The 16023-nt window shown below is 64.2% G+C and carries 14 protein-coding genes and 2 pseudogenes; 10 read left to right on the top strand and 6 right to left on the bottom strand.

The annotated features are described in order from the left end of the window. Window positions 1-86 precede the first annotated feature (86 nt). Window positions 87-872: pseudogene (locus F6X37_RS33715) on the bottom strand (LysR family transcriptional regulator substrate-binding protein); the annotation flags it as partial. On the opposite strand from F6X37_RS33715, the gene F6X37_RS33710 reads away from it, so the two are divergent. From F6X37_RS33710 to F6X37_RS33700, 3 genes are all read left to right on the top strand, one after another. After that, window positions 861-1127, top strand: a complete 267-nt coding sequence (locus tag F6X37_RS33710; RefSeq protein ID WP_187614309.1) for a hypothetical protein — start codon at window positions 861-863, stop codon at window positions 1125-1127. The pseudogene F6X37_RS33715 and the gene F6X37_RS33710 overlap by 12 nt on opposite strands. Before the next feature lie 188 nt (window positions 1128-1315). After that, window positions 1316-2578, top strand: coding sequence for a multidrug effflux MFS transporter (locus tag F6X37_RS33705; protein ID WP_187614306.1), 1263 nt, complete (start codon window positions 1316-1318; stop codon window positions 2576-2578). Between the two features lie 55 nt (window positions 2579-2633). Then, window positions 2634-4043, top strand: coding sequence for a DHA2 family efflux MFS transporter permease subunit (locus F6X37_RS33700; protein ID WP_187614305.1), 1410 nt, complete (start codon window positions 2634-2636; stop codon window positions 4041-4043). A 23-nt stretch (window positions 4044-4066) separates the two neighbouring features. On the opposite strand, the gene F6X37_RS33695 is transcribed toward F6X37_RS33700, so the two are convergent. After that, window positions 4067-4786, bottom strand: coding sequence for an SDR family oxidoreductase (locus tag F6X37_RS33695; protein ID WP_184057810.1), 720 nt, complete (start codon window positions 4784-4786; stop codon window positions 4067-4069). A gap of 82 nt (window positions 4787-4868) precedes the next feature. On the opposite strand from F6X37_RS33695, the gene F6X37_RS33690 reads away from it, so the two are divergent. Beyond that, entirely contained in the window at window positions 4869-5819 is a 951-nt protein-coding gene (locus F6X37_RS33690) for a LysR family transcriptional regulator (RefSeq protein WP_187614303.1), read from the top strand. A gap of 83 nt (window positions 5820-5902) precedes the next feature. After that, the gene (locus F6X37_RS33685; RefSeq protein ID WP_187614301.1) at window positions 5903-6307 is read left to right on the top strand and encodes a DUF3224 domain-containing protein; all 405 of its coding nucleotides are present in this window, start codon (window positions 5903-5905) and stop codon (window positions 6305-6307) included. Between the two features lie 80 nt (window positions 6308-6387). On the opposite strand, the gene F6X37_RS33680 is transcribed toward F6X37_RS33685, so the two are convergent. After that, window positions 6388-8655 carry a beta-glucosidase gene (locus F6X37_RS33680; RefSeq protein ID WP_187614307.1) on the bottom strand — a complete coding sequence of 756 codons (2268 nt, stop codon included), beginning with the start codon at window positions 8653-8655 and terminating at the stop codon, window positions 6388-6390. 235 nt (window positions 8656-8890) lie between these two features. Between F6X37_RS33680 and F6X37_RS33675 the strand changes: the two genes are divergently transcribed. The 3 genes from F6X37_RS33675 to F6X37_RS33665 all read left to right on the top strand — a co-directional run bounded on the left by F6X37_RS33675 (window position 8891) and on the right by F6X37_RS33665 (window position 11543). After that, a complete protein-coding gene (locus tag F6X37_RS33675; protein ID WP_187614300.1) occupies window positions 8891-9910 on the top strand; it encodes an AraC family transcriptional regulator in 1020 nt (339 codons plus the stop codon). A 7-nt stretch (window positions 9911-9917) separates the two neighbouring features. After that, entirely contained in the window at window positions 9918-10532 is a 615-nt protein-coding gene (locus F6X37_RS33670) for a hypothetical protein (RefSeq protein ID WP_187614298.1), read from the top strand. Between the two features lie 405 nt (window positions 10533-10937). Continuing rightward, complete coding sequence (locus F6X37_RS33665) at window positions 10938-11543, top strand: hypothetical protein (RefSeq protein WP_187614296.1); 606 nt, start codon at window positions 10938-10940, stop codon at window positions 11541-11543. 81 nt (window positions 11544-11624) lie between these two features. Here F6X37_RS33665 and F6X37_RS33660 read toward each other — a convergent pair whose 3' ends face one another. Continuing rightward, window positions 11625-12935, bottom strand: coding sequence for an MFS transporter (locus tag F6X37_RS33660; protein WP_187614295.1), 1311 nt, complete (start codon window positions 12933-12935; stop codon window positions 11625-11627). A gap of 177 nt (window positions 12936-13112) precedes the next feature. After that, on the bottom strand, window positions 13113-14207 hold the full coding sequence (locus F6X37_RS33655) for a tartrate dehydrogenase (RefSeq protein WP_090808021.1): 1095 nt from the start codon (window positions 14205-14207) through the stop codon (window positions 13113-13115). A 124-nt stretch (window positions 14208-14331) separates the two neighbouring features. On the opposite strand from F6X37_RS33655, the gene F6X37_RS33650 reads away from it, so the two are divergent. Both F6X37_RS33650 and F6X37_RS38110 read left to right on the top strand, forming a co-directional pair. After that, complete coding sequence (locus tag F6X37_RS33650; RefSeq protein ID WP_090808023.1) at window positions 14332-15258, top strand: LysR substrate-binding domain-containing protein; 927 nt, start codon at window positions 14332-14334, stop codon at window positions 15256-15258. 220 nt (window positions 15259-15478) lie between these two features. Then, complete coding sequence (locus F6X37_RS38110) at window positions 15479-15829, top strand: STY0301 family protein (protein WP_410451495.1); 351 nt, start codon at window positions 15479-15481, stop codon at window positions 15827-15829. Between the two features lie 15 nt (window positions 15830-15844). Here F6X37_RS38110 and F6X37_RS33645 read toward each other — a convergent pair. Beyond that, window positions 15845-16023 (bottom strand): annotated as a pseudogene (locus F6X37_RS33645) (IS30 family transposase); the annotation flags it as partial.

Raw genomic sequence — 16023 nt, 5'->3', positions numbered from 1 at the left:
CCGTTGCAAAAGCGTTGGCGGAAGAGTTCGTGCTTTATCGCGAGGAGCAGGAGAGGCGGAAAGCGTCGGCGACGTAACACAGCCCGCTAGCTCAACCGCAAACTCCGCAATACGTCGAGCACATACTGAGTCGGACGCTCCACGGTACCCGCGCGAAAGGCCAGGCCCAGCTGTCGCCATAACGCAGGGCGCAGCGCACGTGTGACGATGCGCGCGTCGGCCGACGAGCGGCTCGGTTCCTGCGGCAGCAGCGCGGCGCCGTATCCCGCGGCGACGAGACTCTTGATCGCATCCGAGTAGTTGAGCTGGATGCGCGGCGTGGGGTGCTGCCCCGCCGCGCTGAACCATTCCGTCGTCAAACGCGAAAGCCGCGTGGTCGCGTCGTTCAGAATCAGCGGCTTCGCGGCGATCCATTGCGGCGTGATGCGAGCTGGACACGTCCACCCGGCCGGCATGAACGCGACCACCGGATCGCGGCGCCATGTTTCGATCGATAGCCCTTCGTAGCGGCGCTTGCGGCAGCGCCACGATGCCCACGTCGAGCGACTCCTGGGCGAGTCGCGTCAGCGTTTCCTGCGAAGTCAGCACGGCGATTTGCACATCGATGCCGGGATGCCCGACGGCCAGTCGTTCCAACGCCTGCGGCAGCAGATTCGCGATGGCCGCGGTGGAAGCGCCGAGCCGAACCCGTCCGGCGAGCCCTTCCACCTCTGTCGCCGCACGTCCTCCAGTGCCTGCTCGGCATTGGCCAGCATCTGACGCGCATAGGCCACCAGCGTCTCGCCGATCGCCGAGGCCCGCACCTGACCGCGTTTGCGCGACAACAGCGGCGCGCCGACGCGGCTCTCGAGATCCGCGATATGCATTGCGAGCCGCAGGAGGCTTCGCATCGGCTAGACGCAATATCGGACGACGCCAGGTCGTTACTGCTCGGGCTCGTCTTTACAGGCGTCGTGCTGGCTTTCGCCGTGATGGCGATGATCTGGACGGCGTCTCGCCCCCCGCTCAAAGGCAAGGACTGCTCCGGCCGCCTCGCAAACGACGAGCATGCGAGCTTCGTCGCGTTCTTCCAGGACCCGGCAGACCAAGGCGCGTTGCTGCGGTCGATCGAGGACTGCGCGAAATGAGCCTCGTTGCGGCGGGATAGCGCGCTCGTCGGCCGCGCCATCCCACACCCCCGCCAGGGACTATCCCACTTCCTGCCATACCACGGGCACAATACCCGGCGATAATGCCGGGGGCATTCGCGCCTTTTCCGTTCGATATCCGAACGCATCGATGCCCGCGCCGCCAGTGTTCCCTTTCGATGCACCCCATGAGCCACGCCACCGCCGACCACCCCGCTTCCGCCGACTCCGCCCCGAACTCGCCGCGCTTCCTGCTATTCCTGATCTGCCTGTTCGCGTCCGCCGGACAGCTCGCCATCGACATCTACGTGCCCGCACTGCCCGCGATGGCGCGCTACTTCGGCACCTCGCCGCAAGCGATCCAGACCAGCGTCACCGGCTACATGGTCGCCTACGCGTTCGGTCAGCTGATCTTCGGTCCGATCGCCGACGCGTATGGCCGCAAGCGCGTGCTCGCGTTCGGTCTGACGGTCTACACGGTCGGCTGCCTGCTGTCGCTCGCGGCGCCCAATCTCGAGACGTTCATCCTCGCCCGCGCACTGCAGGGCTTCGGCATTGCGAGCACGAACCTGCTGGCGAAGGCGATCATCACCGATTCGTTCGCGGGTCAGGCCTTGCTGCATGCGTTCACGTACATGTCGATCGCGTGGGGGCTCGCGCCGATCGTCGCGCCGGTGATCGGCGCGCATCTGCAGACCGCGTTCGGCTGGCGCGCGTGCCTCGTGTTTCTGCTGATCTATTCGCTGGTGATGTGGGCGCTGCTGTGGCGTTATCGCGAGACCTTGCCGCAGCCCGTCCATCTCGAACCGCGCACGCTGACCGCGAACGCGCGCAAAGTGCTCGCGAGCCCCGTGTTCCAGAGCTGCTTCCTCGCGCAGGGCCTGTGCTACAGCATCCTGCTCGTGTTCAACATCGTCGGGCCGTTCATGGTGCAGACCACGCTGCACAAGCCGCCGACCTTCTTCGGCTACCTCGCGCTCGGCATCGGCATGATGTACTTTCTTGGCGGTCTGTCGAATCGCCTGCACGGTCCGGGTCTGCCGAGCGCCGAGCAGCGGCTGCGCATCGGCGCACGGCTGATGGCGGCCGCGTCGCTTGCGATGCTGCTGCTCGCGCTGACGGTCGGTCTACGCGTGTGGACGCTCGCGACGCCTGTGCTCGTGATGGGCTTCTGCGCCGGCGCAATGTATCCGACGCTGATGGCGAAGGGCAACTCGCTGTTCCCGCACATCGCGGGTCTGACGAGCGCGATTCTCGGCTGCGCGCTGCTGCTGGTTTCATCGGCGATGATGGGGTTGGCCGGCTTCGTGTCGGTGCAGGTGCTCACACCGCTCGCGCTGTTCTTCGTGGTCCTCGCGTTCGTCGTCGTCGTGATGGTAACGAAGCTGCTGCGCCATCTCGAGCAGGTACAGCCTGCGGCCGCGGCGAGCGCGAGCGGCAAGGCAGCGTGAGCCGGCACATGAGCTCGACCGAACGCCAGACCTTCATCTGTAGACGCGCGGACCGATGAGCGGCATGCGCGAGCGCGCCTGCGCATCCGCTTCCACGCGGATCGATCCGACCGTGTGGAAAGTCGCGGCGGTCGTGTCGATCGGCTCGTTCATGTCGCAGATGGACTCGACGCTGGTCAACGTGTCGCTGTCGGCGATCGGCCATACGCTCGATGCGTCGATCGCTACCGCGCAGTGGATCATCAGCGGCTACCTGCTCGCGATGGCGTTGATGTTGCCGCTCAACGGCTGGCTGGTCGACCGCATCGGCGCGAAGCGGCTGTACCTGTTCTGCTTTTCGACGTTCACGATAGCGTCGATGCTGTGCGGCGCGGCGCAGACGATCGGCGAGCTGATCGGCGCGCGCATCTTCCAGGGCCTCGTTGCCGGTGTGCTCGGGCCGATGGCACAAATGATGATCGGACGCGTGGCCGGCAAGAACCTCGAGCGGGTGATGGGCTACACCGCGCTACCCATTCTGCTCGGTCCGATTCTCGGCCCGGTGCTGGCCGGCCTCGTGCTCGCGCACGCGAGCTGGCCCTGGCTGTTCTTCGTCAACGTTCCGGTGGGCGCTTTCGGCGTCGCGATGGCGGTGTTGCTGCTGCCGCGCGATACCGCCGAGTCGCAGAAGCGATCGTTCGATTTCACCGGCTTTGCGTTGATCTCCCCTGGGCTCGTCGCGCTTGTCTACGGACTTCAGGACGCGTCGCGAGCGGTGGGCTTGGCGTGTCTGCTCGCGGGCGTCGCGTTTCTCGCCGGCTTCGGGCTGTACGCGGCGCGCAAAGGCCACACCGCGCTGATCGACGTGCGCATGTTTGCGACACGTACGTTCTCGGTCGCCGCACTCGCCCAGTTCTTCGCGAACGCGATCATGTATGGACGGCAGCTCGCCGTGCCGCTTTTTCTGATCGCGGGCTGCGGTTTGTCGGCCACGCACGCGGGCGGCCTGCTCGCGGCAACCGGCGTCGGCATGATGTGCTCGTTTCCGCTGCTCGGATGGTTGACCGAGCGGCTCGGCTGCCGCGCGCTCGCGGCGGGCGGCGCATTGCTGGCGTTTCTGAGCACGCTCGTGTTTCTGTGGCTGAGCGTTGATTCGTTCTCCGCCGGATGGGCCGCGGTCGGTCTGTTCTTTGCGGGCGTCGGTCAGGGGACGATCAGCGTGCCGTCGATCTCGGCCGCGTATTCGTCGATCGGGAGAGAAAGGCTCGCGGTTGCGAATACTGCGTTGAACATCGCGCAGAGAGTGGGCGGTCCGTTCGCGACGACGCTGCTTTCGATGGTGATGGCGTCGACGTTGCACGGTGTTTCGGGTGCACAGCCCGGCCGCTTTCTGCCGACGTTCGTGCTGCTGGCCGGGCTGCATTTGTCGTGCTTCGCGGCGGCGATGTTTCTGCCGGTTCGCGTTCAGCGGGCGAAGAACGCCTGACCACGCATTCCCGCGCCCGTACTTCACAGTAGCCGCAAGCCGCCATCACACTCAATCACCGCCCCCGTCATGAACGTGTTCTCCAGCAAAAACTGCAGCGCGTGCGCGACATCGTCGGCCTGCCCGACGCGCCGCACCGGTAACGTTTCGCTCTGCTGCCGAAACAGCTCGCTCTTCACGCTCGCGGGAAATCTGTCCCACCACGGCGTATCGATCACACCCGGCGACACCGCGTTCACGCGCAGCGGCGCAAGCTCGCGCGCCAGCGTGCCGATCATGCTTTCGAGCGCGCCGTTGATCGCACCCAGACCCGCCGTGCCCGGATTCGCGATGCGCGCCGAAATCGCGGTCAGAAACGTCAGGCTGCCGTCGCGACGCAGGGTGGGTAGCGCGGTCTGCGCGGCTTCGAGCTGAGGCCAGAACTTGGCCTCGAAGCCACGCCGCAGCGCGGCCAGATCCAGTTCAGCAAACGGCCCCGCGCCTTCGCCGCCCGACAGCGTCATCACCAGATGATCGATCCGGCCGAGGCCGCCGAAGAAGTGTCCGAGCGCCGCGCGATCGGCGCAATCGAGCGCCTCGCTCGTCACCTGTCCACCGATGCCAAGCAGCGCATCGTCCAGTTTGGCGCGGTCGCGCCCCACCGCGACGACGCTCGCGCCAGCCGTCACGAGCCGCTTCACCAGCGCGAGCCCAATGCCCGACGAGCCACCTAGCACCACGACCTTCTGATTTTGCCAGTCCATGTCATTGCTCCTGAGTGTGAACGGAAGACCCCGTGGCAGTAGAATGCGCGGTGCGAGCCCATCACTCAAATCGTTTAATGTCATGGCCAACATCATTGAAAATGATTTTCGCCGCTTCGACCTGAACCTGCTGCTGACCTTCCGCGCGCTGCTGGAAGAGCGCAGCGTCACGCGTGCCGCGCAGCGGCTGTTTCTTGGCCAACCGGCCGTCAGCGGCGCGCTCAAGCGCTTGCGCGAGACGTTCGGCGACGAGTTGTTCGTGCGCACGCCGCAAGGCATGACGCCGACGCCGCGCGCGCTCGAACTCGCGCGGCAGATCGAGCCGTTCCTGCAATCGCTGCATCAGGCGCTCACGCAGCCGTCCGTCTTCGATCCGGCCCGCGCGCAGCGGGTGTTCCGCATCGGCCTCAGCGATTCGCTCGAACTGCTGCTGATGCCCGAGATCATCGCGCGCCTCACCGACACCGCACCCGGCGTGAAGCTGATCGCGCGCTCCACAGATTCGACGCGCGCCGCCGCGATGCTCGACGATGGCGCGATCGAACTCGCGGTCGGCGTATTCCGCGAATGCGTGCCGTGGCAGCGATTCACGCCGCTGTTTTCATGGCGCTTCGTGAGCGTCTACAACCCCCAGCTCGTCAGGACGCGCCGCAAGCATCTGTCGATAGACGAGTTTCTGCGCCACCGCCATGTGCTGACTTCGTTCAGCGCCGAGCTGCGCGGCTTCATCGATGAACGACTCGAGATGCAGGGACTGAAGCGCGACGTCGTGTTTTCGAGCTCGAACTTCGCGACCAGTCCGTTCATCGTGCAACGCACGGCGGCGATCGCGACGGTGCCGGAGTTCATCGGCCGCGTCTGGCGCGATACGCTCGGTCTCGCGCTGAGTCCGCTGCCATTCGAGGTGCCGGGCTACGAGGTTTCGCTGATGTGGGCCGCGGCGCACGACCAGGACCCGGCGCTCGCGTGGTTGAAGCGCGAGTTCGCGGACGCGTTCGGCACGGCCGACAGTACTGCGCGTGCAGCGCCCTGACAGCGACGTGTGCTACGGTTCGCAAGCGTCACGGTTCGTTTCGCCGCTTCGCCGTCGCCCGTTCAAGCCAGGAGGAAATCCCGATGACTCACCACCTCGCAAAAGGCACCTTCATCGTCTCCCTTCAACCGATGCCGTTCGAAAACGCGGAGGCCGAATCGAAGCTCGGCCGCATGTCGATCGACAAGCAGATCTCCGGCGATCTCGCCGCGACCACCCAAGGGCAAATGCTGAGCGCGATGACGAACGTCAAAGGCTCGGCCGGCTATGTCGCGCTCGAACAGGTCACTGGCACGCTGGCGGGCAAGCAGGGCACGTTCGTGCTGCAGCATATCGGCGTGATGAATCGCGGCGCAGCGGCGCTGGCGGTGACGGTCGTGCCGGATTCAGGCACGGGCGAGCTGAGCGGCATTGAAGGCGAGTTCAAGATCGACATCGTCGACGGCGCGCATTCGTACGAGTTCGCTTATCGTCTGCCCGACCACTGACATGCCGAACGCGTGCCGGCGGGATACGGCGCTCGACCCCGTACCCCGCTACCCGGCTTTCCAGTTCAAAACCTCAGCGCTCAATGCCCCGCGATCGTCACCGACGCCGTCAACGCATTCGGATCGCGCGAAGAAGCCCCCGCGATCATCTGATAGACGCCGCCGTTGAGCTTCCACACGTGGTTGGTCGCGTCCCACGTCGACAGCAGCTTCGGCGCAATCGATACGCTGACCTGCTGCGACTCCCCCGCCTGCAGCGCGACCTTTTGCCAGCCGACCAGACGCTTCGGCGGTTCGCCCAGACCGCTCGGCAACGCGGCATAAACTTCGGCGATTTCCGCGCCCGCGCGCGAGCCCGTATTCTTGACGGTAAAGGTCACCTTCACGTTGCCACTCGCATCCACTTGCGCGTTGAGGCCCGAGTAGCTGTAGCTCGTGTAGGACAGCCCATAACCGAACGGGAACAGCGGCGCGATCTGCTTGCCGTCATACCAGCGATAACCCATGAAGAGTCCTTCGCTGTAGGTAACGGTGGTATCGGTGGCCGAGATCGTCGGTTGCGGGAGATCCGCGTCCTGCATCGGGAACGTGATCGGCAATTTGCCGGACGGGTTCACGGCGCCGAACAGCAGATCGGCAATCGCCTGACCGCCCTGCACGCCCGGATACCACGCTTCGAGCACGCCGTGCACGTTGGATAGCCACGGCATCAGGACCGGGCTGCCGTTCTCGAGCACGACGATCACGCGCTTCGCTTGCGCCGCGACCGCGCTGATCAGCGCGTTCTGATCGTAGCTCTGGTTATAGCTGTCAGTCGTATTGCTCGGCAGGCTCAGGCTCGGCAGATCCGCGCCCTCGCTTTCCCATTGCGTCGCGAACACGATCGCCACGTCCGCCTTCGCGGCGGCGGTCGCCGCTGCCGCCGCGTTCGTGCCGTCGACGAAGGTCACGCTCGCGTTCGGCGCCTTCGCCTGGATCGCGGCCAGCGGTGCCGACTTGTACCACGTCGCGCAGGTGCTCAACAGCGGCGACGGCGACACGCAACCGGACACCGCGTTGCCCGCGGCCGCCGGCACCGCGCCCGAGCCGCCGCCCGACAGCACGCCCGCATCCGCGTGAGCGCCGATCACCACGATCGACGACAGCTCCGCCGCGTTCAGCGGCAGCACCGGTTCCGAATCGCCGCTCGCCACCGCGTTCTTCAGCAAGACCGACGATTGCTGCGCGACCTGCAACGCGAGCGCATTGCCCGCGGTCTGATCGACGCTTCCTCCGGGGGTTGGCGGCGAATCGAAGACGCCATAGCGAATCATCGTGCGAAGCTTGCGCTGAACCATGTCGTTGAGTCGCGACATCGGCACGCTGCCGGCGTTGACCGCGCTCGTCAGCGCGGTGTTGAAATACGACGTCAGCGTAAAGCCCGGAATCGACGCTCCGCCGCCGAGATCGCCAGGCTCTTCTTCATCGAGGCCAGCCAATGCCGAGGCGACCGTACTGTGCGTGGCTGTCCAGTCCGACTGCACCACGCCCTTGAAGCCCCACTCGTTCTTCAGCACGGTGGTCAGCAGATACGGGTTTTCGCACGCATACACGCCGTTCACCAGGTTGTACGAACACATCACGTTGCCGGGCGTTCCCTGCGTGACGCCGAGCTCGAACGCGAGCAGTTCGGTTTCGCGCATCGTGCGTTCGTCGACGACCGAGTTGCTGGTCATGCGGTTCGTTTCCTGATCGTTCATCGCGTAGTGCTTGATCGTCGCGATGACGTTCTGCGCCTGCGTGCCGATCGTGCGCGCGGCGCTCAGCGTGCCGGTCAGTACCGGATCTTCGCCCATGTACTCGAAGGTGCGGCCATTGCGTGGTTCGCGCGCGAGATTGACGCCGCCGCCGAGACCTTCGCCATAACCGAGCACGCGCAGCTCGGTCGCGATACGCGCGCCGTATTGGTTCGCCAGCGTGGGGTCCCAGCTTGCCGCGAGCGCCACCGGCGCGGGCAGCGCCGTCGCGTTCGAGTTGACGACATTGACGCCGCCGGCCGAATCGGCCATTGCAAGGCCCGGAATGCCGAGCCGCGCGATGCCGGGAATGTAGCCGGCTCCGTTGACGCCGGCCGGATACGGACCGCCGAGTCCCGCGTTGGGGATGCCCACGCCGTGCACGAGCTGAATCTTTTCGGCGGTCGTCATCTTCTGGACGAGCGCGGCGGCACGCGCATCGGCGCGCGCATCGGGATCGGACGGCAACGGCGGGTCACTGATGTTGCTGCCATTGCCGCAGGCGGCGAGTACCAGCGCGACACCGCAGGCGATGGCGCTTGCGGCAAAGGGTATCGTCAGCTTCCTTCTCATCATCTCGCTCCGTGTTGTCGTTGTCGGTCATGTGATTTGCATTGCGTAACGTTGTATCGACGTTGTATCGACGCGCTACCGGCACGTGACGCGTCCTGTTACGCTAAGCGCTCGTGGTAATGCGCCGAAAGAAATTCTAGGGATGCGCCCGAAACGCGCTTGACCGATAGGTGCAGCACTTGACCGATGAAGAGTCAGGAAAACCCGCAGACAGGTTTCGACCGGAGGAGGCAAAGTGGATTTGCGTCAGAAGTCGGTTTCAGCGCGCATCTATCGAGGATTGCTCGACGCGGCGGAGCGCGAGGGCCTCGATCGCAGCAAAGTGGCCCACGATATCGGCATCGACGAGGCCGACATCGCCGCGGCCGATGCGCGAGTGCCGGGCGACAAGCACGTCGCAATGCTGCAGCTTGCGGAAAGCTGCCTGATGCGCGGCGCGCCCGAGGGCGACGTGTTCGATGGTCTGCTGTATTTCCCCGAGCTTGCGGGCGTGCTCTGCAATAGCCCGACGCTGCGCGATGCATTGCGCAATTACGTCACGTATCGTGACCTGATCGGCAATGTCGACTGGCTCGTCATGCAGGAGCACGGCGACGAAGTCGCATTCGAATACGTGACGGAAGGCGAAGGGCGCAACGCATCGAGCGCGCTCGGCAACTTCGCGCTGATAGCGGGTGTGGCAAAGCTCTACGACGTGCGACTGCGCGTGCGCGACGCGGGTGTCACCGATGCGCGGCTCGGTGCGATCGCGGCGCTGAGCGGGACGTTGGGCGTGCGCGTTCAACTCGATCAGGCGTGCAATCGGATGGTGTTGCAGTCGTCCGCACTGGATCGCGCGTTCGAGGTCTACAACGCGCCGCTCGCGAAGATTCACATGCATGCCGCGCATGGAATCTTGCAGCGGATTCGCGAGCAGGGCCGCTTTTCTCCGACGGTCGAGCGATGTCTGCGTGACGTGCTGCGCGAGCACGCGGATGCGATCGAGCCGAAGAGCCTGCAGACGATCGTCTGCGAGCGGCTGTCGCTGACGCGCTGGACCTTGCAACGCAAGCTCGCGGCGGAGTGCAAAACCTTCAGCGAGGTGCTGATGCAAATGCGTATCGACGAAGCACGCACGCTGCTCGCGCATACGCCGATGTCGATCAGCGAGATTAGCGAACGGGTCGGCTTTGCCTCGACGACGGCGTTTACGCGGTTTTTTACGCGTGCATGTGGGGCGCCGCCGGCGCGGTATCGGGGGCGATGCCGGGTGTGATCGTCCTATGATGAGCATCGATCAGGACATGACTCGACTGTTCGGTGTCATGGGATCGATCGTATCCTTGGTCGCGTTTCTGCCTTATGGACTTGCGATCTGGCGCGGCACCGTACGCCCTCATCTTTTTACCTGGTTGATCTGGTCGCTCGTCACGGCGATTGCGGCTGTGGGACAGTTCGTCGCCGGTGCGGGTCCTTCGGCGTGGTGTACGGCGGCGATCGCGGCCACCTGCTTCTTTGTTCTCGTATCGAGCGTCTTTCGGGGTGAACGGCAGCGGACCGCTTTTGATTGGCTTTGCCTTGCTGCTGCCTTGTCGGCCATTCCGCTCTGGATACTCACCAATGATCCGACGTTGTCGATCTGTCTTGTGACGCTGATCGAACTCGTCGGCCTGGCGCCGACGGTTCGCAAGACTATTCGTGATCCGTGGAGTGAGAGTCTTTTGTACTTTGCGCTCTGTGTTTTTAAATACGCGCTCGCGATTCTTGCGGTGCCGAAATGGAGTGTGGCCGTGGCGTTTTATCCGGCGGTGAATATCGTGGCGGCAAGTGGGGTTTGTTTGTTGATGGTGGTGCGGCGTCGACGGGTGCGAGCGTACTCCGAGGACAAGGTTCGGTGAGGGGCTCCCGAAAGACAGCGCGACGACTCGCAGCGCGCGATCTGAATGTGCCTTCCTTTTGTCCGATATTCATCAGGTCGCCGCAAGTAGCATCGATTACACTGGTTTTCGCTATGCGACTTTCAGGCGTGGCTGACCCACGAAGTCACCATTGCGCGGACTTTCGTGCATCCCTTCCGCACGTATCCGCCGACACCGGGCGAAATACGACTGCTTGGTGAAAGCGTTTCGCCATTCACCACTTTGGCCCGCCCCTGGTCCCTCACACGACGGCGACCAGGTATCGCTGCGGCCATTTCAAATCGACTATTTTCGCTTGATTGAATCAGGCGCCTGATCCGGCAGCCGATAGGCCCCTTGCACGGCGCGATTTCACGCGCCTGATTCGCTGACAAGGAGATGAAGATGAAGACCCGCCAATTGAGCATTTGGTCGGCTGTAGCCGTTGCACTTCTGTCGCTGAGTGGCACCGCGCAGGCCGGTGGTGATGACGGCGACCGTGGCCGCGGCGGTGGCGGCGGTCTTTGCTCGAACGCAACGCTAAAAGGACCCTATGGGTTCATCGGTCACGGCGTGATCCTTGGGTTGCTGGATTCGAGCAACGTGCTGCATCCGTTCGCCACCCAGTCGATCCTCGATGACGTCGCTCTCGTGACATTCGACGGCAACGGCAAATTTACCCGCACCGATTTCGGGAGCATCAACGGCGTGCCGAAAGGTGGACAGATAACCTTCAATCCGGCGCAGACAGGCACTTATTCGGTGAACTCCGATTGCACCGGCACCATGTCGGTTGTCTATACCGCCGGAGGACCCGTGCCAGCCGGCGTCGTGACCGACCTGAACATCGTGGTCACTTCGGACGGCACGCAGGTCGAATCCGTCGTCTATCGGGCGAGCATCCCGTCGGCCGCGTCGGCCCCGGACGGCTACAGCTGCCCGATGGATTGCGTGCAAGGTGTGCAGGAGGCGTTCGAAGGGAAGAAGGTTCTGGTCTACGGCTTCCGGTAGTGGGGTACTGCGGGATCGGATGAATTCGCGGTTGCCGCCGGCTTTTCAACCGGCGGCGCGCTCGCTTCATCGGTGCTTCGCTCAATGCCCCGGCCGTTCGCCCACTGCGACCGGCGCATGCTTCGTCTGCCGGCTCATCATCAGCGTCACGACCGCCGACACCGCCAACGTCGCCCCGACCACATAAAGCCCTGCCGTATAGCCGCCCGTCACGTGCTTGAGCCAGCCGATCGCAAACGGCCCGACGAAGCCGCCGAGATTGCCGATCGAGTTGATCATGGCAATGCCCGCCGCCGCCCCGGCGCCCGACAGGAACATGCTCGGCATCGCCCACAGCGGCGCCTTCGCGGCGCTGATTCCGACGTTCACGACGACGAGCGCAAGCACGATCATCAACGCGGTGGTCGCATTACCGGCGAACACGAAGCCGATGCACGCAAGCGCGCACGGAATCACTACGTGCCACGTCCGTTCGTCGGTGCGATCCGAGTGCTTCGCCCATAGCACCATCGCGATCACCGCGAGCACGCTCGGCACGCCGGCGAGCAACCCGGTTTCGAACGTGCCGAAACCGTATTGGCGGATGATCAGCGGCGCCCACAAGCCGAGCGTATAAAGTCCCGCCGAGGTGCCGAAGTAGATCAGCGCGAGCGCGAGCACGCGCGGATCGCGCAACGCGCTGAGCGCGCCGGCCGTGTGGCCCGCATGCGCGTGCCGCGCGTCGGCTTCGAGCTTCAGCCTCGCGATCAGCCAGTCGCGCTCGTCGGGCTGCAGCCACTCGGCTTGCGCGGGCTTGTCGGTCAGATACTTGAGCACGCAGAAGCCGAGGATAATCGCGGGCAATGCTTCGAGTATGTAGAGCATTTGCCAGTCGACGAGTCCGGCAATCGGCGGCAGTTTCATGATCGCGCCGGAAATCGGCGAGCCGATCGCAGTCGAGATCGGCGCGGCGGCCATGAACCACGCCGCCGCGACCGCACGCTGCCGCGCCGGAAACCACAGGCTCAGATACAGGATGATGCCGGGAAAGAAGCCCGCTTCCGCGACGCCTAGAATGAAGCGCAGCGCGTAGAAACTGTTCGGCCCGACGACGAACGCCGACGCGAGCGACACGAGCCCCCACGACACCATCACGCGAGCAATCCAGCGCCGCGCGCCGACCTTGTGCAGGATCAGGTTCGACGGCACTTCGAACAGAAAATAGCCGATGAAAAAGAGCCCGCCGCCGAGGCCGAACGCGGTCGGCGAAAGACCGATCGCCTTGTTCATCGACAATGCGGCGAAGCCCACATTCACGCGATCGAGAAAGCTCACGAAGTACAACAGCATGACGAACGGGATGATCCGCAGCATCAGCTTGCGGGACACCCGGCTTTCGAGTTCCGAAGTCATTGTCTCCTCCTGCGGCGCGCGGCTATTGACCGCGCGCGAACCTCGCGCCGGCCGACGTTGGGCCGAGCTAATCGAGTCAAGGTTGTGTGCCGGCCACGTCGTGGCCGGGGCGCAGACCGCGCGCCTGATTTGCGCGCGGTTCCGCTCAGTCCGGTTCAGTTCGCGCGAAGCCGGCGCTCAAGCCGCGTTCGCCGCGGGCGTCGCCGCCTGCTCGATGAACGCGCACACGGCCGCCGTCACCTGCGCGGTCGTGGCCGTGCCGCCGAGGTCGCGCGTGTGCAGCGCTTTGTTCGCGGTCACCGCTTCGACGGCCTGCATCACGCGCCTGGCCGCGTCGAATTCGCCGAGGTGTTCGAGCAGCATCACGACCGACCAGAACGTGCCGACCGGATTCGCGAGCCCCTTGCCCATGATGTCGAACGCGGAGCCGTGGATCGGCTCGAACATCGACGGATAGCGGCGCTCCGGATCGATGTTGCCGGTCGGCGCGATGCCGAGGCTGCCGGCGAGCGCGGCCGCGAGGTCGCTGAGAATATCGGCGTGCAGATTGGTGGCGACGATCGTGTCGAGCGTCGCGGGACGGTTGACCATGCGCGCGGTCGCCGCGTCGACGAGTTCCTTGTCCCACGTGACGTCCGGAAACTCCTTCGAGATTTCGAGCGCGATCTCGTCCCACATCACCATCGCATGACGCTGCGCGTTGCTCTTCGTGATCACGGTCAACAGCTTGCGCGGACGCGACTGCGCGAGGCGGAACGCGAAGCGCATGATGCGCTCGACGCCGGCGCGCGTCATGATCGACACGTCGGTCGCGGCTTCGATCGGATGGCCCTGATGCACGCGGCCGCCGACGCCCGAATATTCACCCTCCGAATTTTCGCGGACGATCACCCAGTTCAGATCCTCGGGCTTGCAGTACTTCAGCGGTGCGTCGATGCCTGGCAGAATGCGCGTCGGGCGCACGTTCGCGTATTGGTCGAAGCCCTGGCAGATTTTCAGTCGCAGACCCCACAGCGTGATGTGATCGGGAATGTCCTTGTCGCCCGCCGAGCCGAACAGGATCGCATCTTTGTTGCGGATCGCGTCGAGCCCGTCGGCCGGCATCATCACGCCGTGTTGACGATAGTAGTCGCCGCCCCAGTCGAAGTTCTCGAACTCGAACGTGAAGGCGCGCGTGGTCTTCGCGAGCGCCTCGAGCACCTGCGCGCCGGCCGGCACGACCTCCTTGCCGATGCCGTCGCCGGGGATGGTTGCGATGCGATAGGTCTTCATGTCTGCGTCCTGTGCTTGGTGAATGGCGTGAGTGGACTCTAGCGCGATCCCACGGGTAAAAACCGGTGCTAAACTCAAAGCATCTTTAACTTGCATTCACAAATGCGAAGACGCGGAAAAGACGATGCGCGACACCGTCCAGCCAGCCGATCTGGGCTTTTTCTCGACGCTCGCCGCGAGCGGCAGCCTCAGCGCGGCCGCACGCGAACTGGGGCTGACCGCGGCGGCCGTCAGCAAGCGCCTGACCCAGATGGAGCAGCGCGCGGGCGTCGCGCTCGTAACCCGCACGACGCGCCGCATGATGCTGACGCCCGAAGGCGAGCTATACCTCGAGCGCGCGCGGCGGATTCTCGACGAGATCGACGAACTGGCCGAACTGCTCGGCTCGGCGAAAAAGACACCGAAGGGCTTGCTGCGCGTGAACGCGACGCTCGGCTTCGGGCGCAGCCATGTCGGGCCGGCGATCTCGCGCTTCGTCGCGCGGTATCCGCAGGTGTCGGTTCAACTGCAGTTGTCGGTCACGCCCCCGCCGCTTACCGACGACAGCTTCGACGTCTGCATCCGCTTCGGCGAGCCGCCCGATACCCGCGTGGTCGCGCGCCGGCTTGCGCCGAACCGGCGTCTGCTGTGCGCGGCGCCGTCGTATCTCGCGGCGCACGGCATGCCGCTCACGGCGCACGATCTGACGCGCCACAACTGCATCGGCATTCGTCAGGGCGACGAAGCGTACGGCGTGTGGCGGCTGACCTCGGGACGCGGCGCCGCGCGCAAGACCGAGGCGGTGCGGATCAAGGGCACCCTGACCACCAACGACGGCGAGATCGCCGTCAAATGGGCGCTCGAAGGACACGGCATCCTGATGCGCGCGGAATGGGACATCCGGCAGTATCTGACGGAAGGATCGCTCGTCCAGTTGCTGCCCGATCACGACACACCGAATGCGGATATCTTCGCGGTGTATTCGCCGCGGCATCAGATGTCGAATCGTATTCGCGCGTTTGTCGAGTTTATTGCGCGGGAGTTGGGGGGTGAGGTGGGGGTGGGGGCGTAGTGCGGCACAGCGGTCGACTCGAGGTGGAGCTACCCGACACATTGCGACACAATGAGCAGCAGGGCTGTTTCTCGCTCGCGAGAAGCTGAATCGCAATCTGGACGGCCTTATTAGCGAATCGTCATTATTTGAAAATTGAGTACTGCTTGTTTTGATGGGATGGGATCGCTAGTGTGTGCGTTTACTATCCGTATTTGTCGCGTCTTTGGTACACGCGTTAATGACGGCACCCGAATCTATGTTGTCAAATAAGACGCTTTTCCTAGCAGTTTTCCTCATGGCAACAAGCGTCGCGTGCGCGTCGCCAACACAGGTCCGATTCAAATGTCCAAGCGTGCTTTCCGCAGGAGCGCAACATCATGTTCTGGATAACGCATCCCTGTTTGATGGCCCTCCAGAGCAGAAGGTGGACCTTATTCCTGTGTCAGGAAAAACATCTGACCAGTGGGATTTAACAGGCGTTGACCCCTATCTGGTGTGCCGCTACCACGACACTAAAAGCACCCTCGTGATTCATGCTGTTGGGGCTCGTACCTGCGAAGCCACGAGCAGGCGGCGGTTTCAAGAGTGAAGCACAACAGCGGGTTTAATGTTTAGAGCCTTGAGGTTGACTTGCTGATGCGAGGGTCGCGGCGAAGACCTCGAAGGGTGAATGGAAGTTGTGAGTTGCACGAGGCCGGCTGTTCAGACTGTCGGCGATGGCGTCGAGTTCGTCCTGACTGTAGACCGAAAGGTCTGTGCCTTTGGGCAGATACTGTCGCAGCA

The organism is Paraburkholderia sp. 31.1 (assembly GCF_014397645.1).
Lineage (GTDB): Bacteria > Pseudomonadota > Gammaproteobacteria > Burkholderiales > Burkholderiaceae > Paraburkholderia > Paraburkholderia tuberum.
The sequence above is the reverse complement of the archived record's forward strand: the minus strand, read 5'-3'. Positions and strand labels throughout refer to the sequence as shown.

Coding starts and splice junctions, on each gene's coding strand:
- F6X37_RS33710 (WP_187614309.1), top strand. CDS start 861: ATGCATTGCGAGCCGCAGGAGGCTTCGCATCGGCTAGACGCAATATCG.
- F6X37_RS33705 (WP_187614306.1), top strand. CDS start 1,316: ATGAGCCACGCCACCGCCGACCACCCCGCTTCCGCCGACTCCGCCCCG.
- F6X37_RS33700 (WP_187614305.1), top strand. CDS start 2,634: ATGAGCGGCATGCGCGAGCGCGCCTGCGCATCCGCTTCCACGCGGATC.
- F6X37_RS33695 (WP_184057810.1), bottom strand. CDS start 4,786: ATGGACTGGCAAAATCAGAAGGTCGTGGTGCTAGGTGGCTCGTCGGGC.
- F6X37_RS33690 (WP_187614303.1), top strand. CDS start 4,869: ATGGCCAACATCATTGAAAATGATTTTCGCCGCTTCGACCTGAACCTG.
- F6X37_RS33685 (WP_187614301.1), top strand. CDS start 5,903: ATGACTCACCACCTCGCAAAAGGCACCTTCATCGTCTCCCTTCAACCG.
- F6X37_RS33680 (WP_187614307.1), bottom strand. CDS start 8,655: ATGAGAAGGAAGCTGACGATACCCTTTGCCGCAAGCGCCATCGCCTGC.
- F6X37_RS33670 (WP_187614298.1), top strand. CDS start 9,918: ATGATGAGCATCGATCAGGACATGACTCGACTGTTCGGTGTCATGGGA.
- F6X37_RS33665 (WP_187614296.1), top strand. CDS start 10,938: ATGAAGACCCGCCAATTGAGCATTTGGTCGGCTGTAGCCGTTGCACTT.
- F6X37_RS33660 (WP_187614295.1), bottom strand. CDS start 12,935: ATGACTTCGGAACTCGAAAGCCGGGTGTCCCGCAAGCTGATGCTGCGG.
- F6X37_RS33655 (WP_090808021.1), bottom strand. CDS start 14,207: ATGAAGACCTATCGCATCGCAACCATCCCCGGCGACGGCATCGGCAAG.
- F6X37_RS33650 (WP_090808023.1), top strand. CDS start 14,332: ATGCGCGACACCGTCCAGCCAGCCGATCTGGGCTTTTTCTCGACGCTC.
- F6X37_RS38110 (WP_410451495.1), top strand. CDS start 15,479: ATGACGGCACCCGAATCTATGTTGTCAAATAAGACGCTTTTCCTAGCA.